This window comes from Streptomyces mutomycini (assembly GCF_001700505.1).
In the GTDB taxonomy this organism is placed as follows: Bacteria; Actinomycetota; Actinomycetes; order Streptomycetales; family Streptomycetaceae; genus Streptomyces; species Streptomyces mutomycini.
Window position 1 is genome coordinate 1 of sequence record NZ_MAPV01000208.1, and the last position, 5,427, is coordinate 5,427.

At 71.0% G+C, this 5,427-nt stretch carries 4 protein-coding genes and 1 pseudogene; 4 read left to right on the top strand and 1 reads right to left on the bottom strand.

The features are described from left to right. Positions 1-16 precede the first annotated feature (16 nt). Positions 17-529 (top strand): annotated as a pseudogene (locus BFF76_RS26395) (L-serine ammonia-lyase, iron-sulfur-dependent, subunit alpha); the annotation flags it as partial. Positions 530-655: 126 nt separating this feature from the next. Here the strand turns inward: BFF76_RS26395 and BFF76_RS32755 are convergent. After that, complete coding sequence (locus BFF76_RS32755) at positions 656-949, bottom strand: hypothetical protein (protein WP_141695662.1); 294 nt, start codon at positions 947-949, stop codon at positions 656-658. Here BFF76_RS32755 and BFF76_RS26400 point away from each other — a divergent pair, their 5' ends adjacent. The 3 genes from BFF76_RS26400 to BFF76_RS26410 form a co-directional block, all read left to right on the top strand. Next, positions 950-1,390, top strand: a complete 441-nt coding sequence (locus tag BFF76_RS26400) for an NUDIX hydrolase (RefSeq protein WP_234351835.1) — start codon at positions 950-952, stop codon at positions 1,388-1,390. 174 nt (positions 1,391-1,564) lie between these two features. Next, on the top strand, positions 1,565-2,890 hold the full coding sequence (locus BFF76_RS26405) for an MFS transporter (RefSeq protein WP_079122494.1): 1,326 nt from the start codon (positions 1,565-1,567) through the stop codon (positions 2,888-2,890). Continuing rightward, positions 2,887-5,427: type I polyketide synthase (locus tag BFF76_RS26410; RefSeq protein ID WP_079122495.1), on the top strand; the 2,541-nt coding region annotated here is incomplete at its 3' end. The genes BFF76_RS26405 and BFF76_RS26410, both read left to right, overlap by 4 nt.

Sequence of the window (5,427 nt, forward strand, 5' to 3'; positions counted from 1 at the left end):
CCAGTAGTGCAGGACGGCGGGCATCATCCCCGCCGTCCTGCACTACTGGATGAACTTCGCGGCGCACGGCTGCACCGAGGCCGAGAAGGACGACGGCGTCGTCCGCTTCCTGCTGGCAGCGGGCGCGATCGGCATGCTCTTCAAAGAGAACGCCTCCATCTCCGGCGCCGAGGTCGGCTGCCAGGGCGAGGTCGGCTCCGCCTGCTCCATGGCAGCGGGCGCCCTCGCCGAGGTCCTGGGCGGCTCCCCCGAGCAGGTGGAGAACGCCGCCGAGATCGGCATGGAGCACAACCTGGGCCTCACCTGCGACCCGGTCGGCGGCCTCGTCCAGATCCCCTGCATCGAGCGCAACGGAATGGCGGCGGTGAAGGCGGTCACGGCGGCGAAGATGGCGCTGCGGGGCGACGGCAGCCACAAGGTCTCCCTCGACAAGGTCATCAAGACCATGAAGGAGACGGGTGCGGACATGTCCGTCAAATACAAGGAGACGGCGCGCGGCGGGCTCGCGGTGAACATCATCGAGTGCTGAGGCAAGGGGCCCCGAGCGGTTCGTCCGCCGACCTGGCGTCCGGGCCCTCCCGTTGCCGGGCGTAGCGTGGAAACGGCCCGGCACCCTGAAGCGTGATCGCTGAGGGTCGCTACGACGTACGGCCTCTCAGGAGCGTTCGGCCTTTTCGCCGTCCGGGACCTTGTAGCAACCCGACACCAGGTCCAGGTTCAGCTTCGGCGGGTCATTCTTGGCCATTTTGGTGACCTTGACGCCGACCTTCTTCTTGTCGTTGTCGGCGGTCAGGGTGATGCTTCTGTTCTTCCGGATGAGTGAACGCGCCCACAGTGCAACGGCGTTCGCGTCCTCATGTGATCGCTGCGGGACAAGCCTTAGATTGTTCCGTACGGCCGGGTCGGAGCCGTGGAACTCGACGTCTGGAGGGGCACAGTGGGGGAACACGTGCGTCCGCGTGTATCGGCGTATGCCATCGCCGCCACGGAGGACAGCCTGCTGTTGACGCAGCTCTCGGATGCCTCTCCGGTGTTCACGCCAGGCTTGTGGCATCTGCCCGGCGGAGGAATCGATCCGGGCGAGCAACCGATGGAGGCGCTGGAACGCGAGCTGTACGAGGAGACCGGCCTGGAACTCCACGACGCACACCTGGTGGACGCGCGGTCGTACGCGGCCCACCGGCTCGGGGTGAGCTGGAATCTGGTGGGGCTCTTCTACCTCGTCGACCTCAAGCCCGGCCCCCTCATGGTCACCAAGACCGACGACTCCACCTGCGCTGTCACCTGGATGCCCCTGTCCGGCCTGGAGCACTCGAAGCTGTCCCCGGCCGCGATCGACTCACTGGGCATGATCGGTGCGCGAGGGGTGCGGACGGTGGACACCCACTGAACCGACCGGCGGCCGAAGGCCGCAGGACAAGCCAACCCCCTTTCTTTCGAGCCCTGTTGGCGTTGTAGAGTCACCGATTCAAAGGCTGTGGGGCGCGCTTCGGGGCGTGTGCATGCCGGTTCGGCAGAGCCGCTCGACGGCGAGTGACGGAATGCGGCTGATCAGGGGGCACGCTTGAGGCGCTTTCGCCTGCTCGTACTGGGCAACGGCTTTTCGGCGTACGGCAGTTATCTGAACATGGTCGCGCTCAACGTCTTCATCTACGACGTCACGGACAGCGCGCTGGCCGCCGGTGTCTTCATGGCCGTACGTCTGCTGACCGGCGTCTTGTCCGGCTTCGTGAGCGGTCGGCTGGTCTCGGCGTACGACCGCAAGAAGTTGATGGTCGGCGCCGACCTCACTCAGTGCCTCGCCATGGTGGTGCTGCTGATCGTGCCCGACGGCGGACGAGCGGGGCTTCTGTACGTACTGGCCGTCGTGACCGGCTTCTGCTCGACGCTGTCGGGCGTCTCCCTGCGCAGCAGCATCCCGGAGATCGTCGGTTCCGACCTGCGGCTGCGTGCCAACGCAGCACTTGCGACCGGGCGTTCGCTGGCGATGATCGCCGGGTTCGCGTCCGCGGGTGTCGTCGTCGCCGAGCTGGGGTACGTCGCCGCCATCTCTCTCGACGCCGCCTCGTTCGCCGTGTCGGCGAGCGTGCTGCTGGCGCTGCCGATCCGCACACGACCGGAGAAGGCCGACAAGAGTGACAGCGAGGCGGCGGCCGACAAGGTCACCGAGCGGGAGCTGCGGCGCCGGGCCGGGTCACTGGTCCTGCTGCGTGCGGCTCCCGCGCTCGCGGTCATGATGGTGGTCAGGGCCGCCGACGGCCTCGGGTCCTCGTCGCACAACGTGGCCCTGCCGGTCTACTCCAGCGCGCTCGACCCGTCCCATCCGGCCACGTTCGTCAGCCAGTTCTGGGCGACCTGGGCCGTCGGCAACATCGTCATGCAGCAGGTGTGCGGTCGCCGTGCGGGACGCGAGGGGCGGCGGGAGCCGGGAGAGCGGGCCTTCGTGATCGGGGCCTGCGTGATGTCGGCAGCGTTCATCGTGGTCTTCGCGGGGCTCCCCACGGGCGTCGCCGTCGCGGCCGCCCTGGTGGCGGGCATGGCCGACGGCCTCACCGAGATCGCCTACGTCACCCGGCTCCAGGCGGCGCCCGACGAGCAGCGCGGCCGGCTCTTCGGTCTGTCCGCCTCGGTCGAGAACACCGGCTTCGGCCTCGGGATGCTGGTCAGCGGCGCCCTCCTGGACCGGTACTCCCCGATCCACGTGGTGGGCCTGCTGCACGGCCTGGCGATCGTGCTCTGCGTCGTCCTCTTCGTCGTCCTCGTGCGGCACGGCCGAAGAACCGCGGCCACGCCCCCGGTACAGCGGGACCCCTTACGCCAGGACACGTCACAGCACGACGCCGCACGACGGGACACGTCGCCGGTGGAGAGTGAGGCCGACGCACGATGACCGCAGCCCCCGGAGCCACAGCAGCACCCGGAACCGTCCCCGCACCCGAACCCGTGGCCGTCATCGGGATGTCCTTCCGGCTGCCCGGCGCGGACACCCCGGAGGAGTTCTGGCGCACCATCCATGAGGGCGCCGACCGTATCCGCCGATTCACCGAGGCCGAACTGGCCGCGGCGGGCCTGACCGAGGCGCAGTACCGCGCCGACGATTTCGTCGGGGCGAGCGGGGTCCTCGAAGACATCGCGGGGTTCGACGCGAGCTTCTTCGGGATGAGCGCCCACGAGGCCCGCATCACCGACCCCCAGCACCGGCTGTTCCTGGAGTGCGTGCACCACGCCCTGGAGGACGCCGGGTATGCGGGCGGCGCGAGGGAGACCGGCGGCCACGAGGTGGGCGTCTACGCCAGCACCGGCTACCACCTGTACTCCCTCCAGAGCTACCTGCGGAACAACGTCCTGCGCGAAGGCGTGGCGGACTGGGTGGCCGGACTGCAGGTCACCATCGGCAACTTCACCGACTTCACCGCCAACCGCGCCGCCTACCGACTCGGCCTGACGGGCCCGGCCGTCAACGTCCAGACGGCGTGCTCCAGTTCGCTGACAGCGGTGTACCAGGCCGCGCAGTCCGTGGCCTATGGCGAGTGTGACATCGCTGTCGCGGGTGCTGCCGCCGTACACGTGCCGCAGGTCCTCGGCTACCAGTACGTCAAGGGGTCCATCCTCTCCCGGAGCGGCTGTCTGCGGCCCTTCGACGCCGACGCGGACGGGACCGTCGGCGGCACGGGCGTCGCGGCCGTCGTGCTCAAGCGCCTCGACCGGGCCCTCGCGGACGGCGACCACATCCACGGTGTCATCCGCGGCTGGGGAGCCAACAACGACGGCGCGGACAAGCGGACGTTCGCGGCGCCGAGCGCCGACGGCCAGCGCGGCGCCATCCGGCGGGCACTGCGCAGGGCTGGGGTCGACGCGGGCAGCATCGGCTATCTGGAGACCCACGGGACGGGCACGTTCAAAGGTGATCCGATCGAGTTCGAGGGCGCCACCTCCGCGTACCGCGCCGACACCGCCCGCACCGGCTACTGCGCCCTGGGCTCGGTCAAGGCCAACATCGGTCACCTCGACGTCCTTTCGGGCCTGGCCGGCATGATCAAGGCGCTGCTCGTGCTCCGGCACGGTGTCGTCCCGCCGATGGCCAACTTCCGCCGGCCCAACCCTGCCCTCGATCTCGCGGCGAGCCCCTTCTACATCCCGGACTCGGCACGCCCCTGGCCACGGGGGGACGGCCCGCGCAGGGCCGGGGTCAGCTCCTTCGGCGTCGGCGGGACCAACGTCCACGTCGTCCTCGAGGAGGCCCCTGAGCCCGCGCCCCGCCCGGCCGTGGCGCCGGAGCCGCCGGGTGTCCTGGTGGTCGCGGGCCACACGGAAGCGGCGCTCGCCGACAACGCCCTGGCCCTCCGCGACCACCTGCGGGCCCACCCCGGCACCCGGCACGCGGACCTCGTGACGACGCTCGCGCTCGGCCGCGCCCACCGCAGGCACCGCCTCGCGGTGCGGGGCGACACCGTGGCCGCGCTCACGGGCGCCCTCGACTCCTGGCTCGCGGATCCGCGGCAGGGCGGGGGCGGCACGGACGAAGCCGGCACCGGGTTCCTCTTCACGGGGCAGGGCACCCTGTACCGGGGCGTGGCACGACTGCTGTACGAGCGGTTCCCCGTCGTACGCGACGTCCTCGACGCCTGCGAGCGGCAGTACGCCGGACTCACCGGCGGTGACAGCCTCCTCACCCCGCTCCTCGCGGACGAGGACGAGCCGGGGGCCGAGCTGCTCTGGCCCACCGAACTGGCGCAGCCGGCGCTCTTCGCCCTGCAGTGCGCGCTCGTGCGGCTGTGGCGCGCGGCCGGGATCACGCCGAGCGTGGTGGCGGGGCACAGCGTCGGCGAGTACGCGGCGCTGCACGCGGCCGGGGCGCTCTCCGTCGAGGACGGGCTGCGCCTGACGGCCGGGCGCGGCAGGCTGATGCGCGACCACTGTGAGCCGGGGGCGATGGTCGCGGTGCCGATGGACGAGCGTGCGGCGAGGGAGCTGGCCGCCGAGGTGCCCGGCGTGGAACTCGCCGTCGTCAACGGCGCGCGCAGCCAGGTGCTCGCGGGAGCGTCCGCCGCGGTGGAACGCCTCACGGCACTCCTGTCAGGGCGCGGGATCGACGCCCGGCCGCTTCCGGTGCGGCACGCGTTCCACACGGCGCTGATGGAACCCATGTCGGCGGGGCTCCGCGAACTGTGCGCAGAGGTCGAACTCAGGCCGTGCGTGGTGCCGTTCGTGAGCGCCGTGGACGGGCGGACCCGCCCTCCGGGCTGGCTCCCGGACACCGCGCATCTCCTGCGGCAGGGACGTGAGCCGGTGAGGTTCGCCGACGCGCTGCAGGAGCTCGGCACGTCGCACACATCCGCGGGCACGCTTCTGGAGCTCGGCCCGCACACCACACTCAGCGGGCTCGCACGGCGGCAGCTGGCCGGCCGGCCGGCCAGCTGCCGCCGT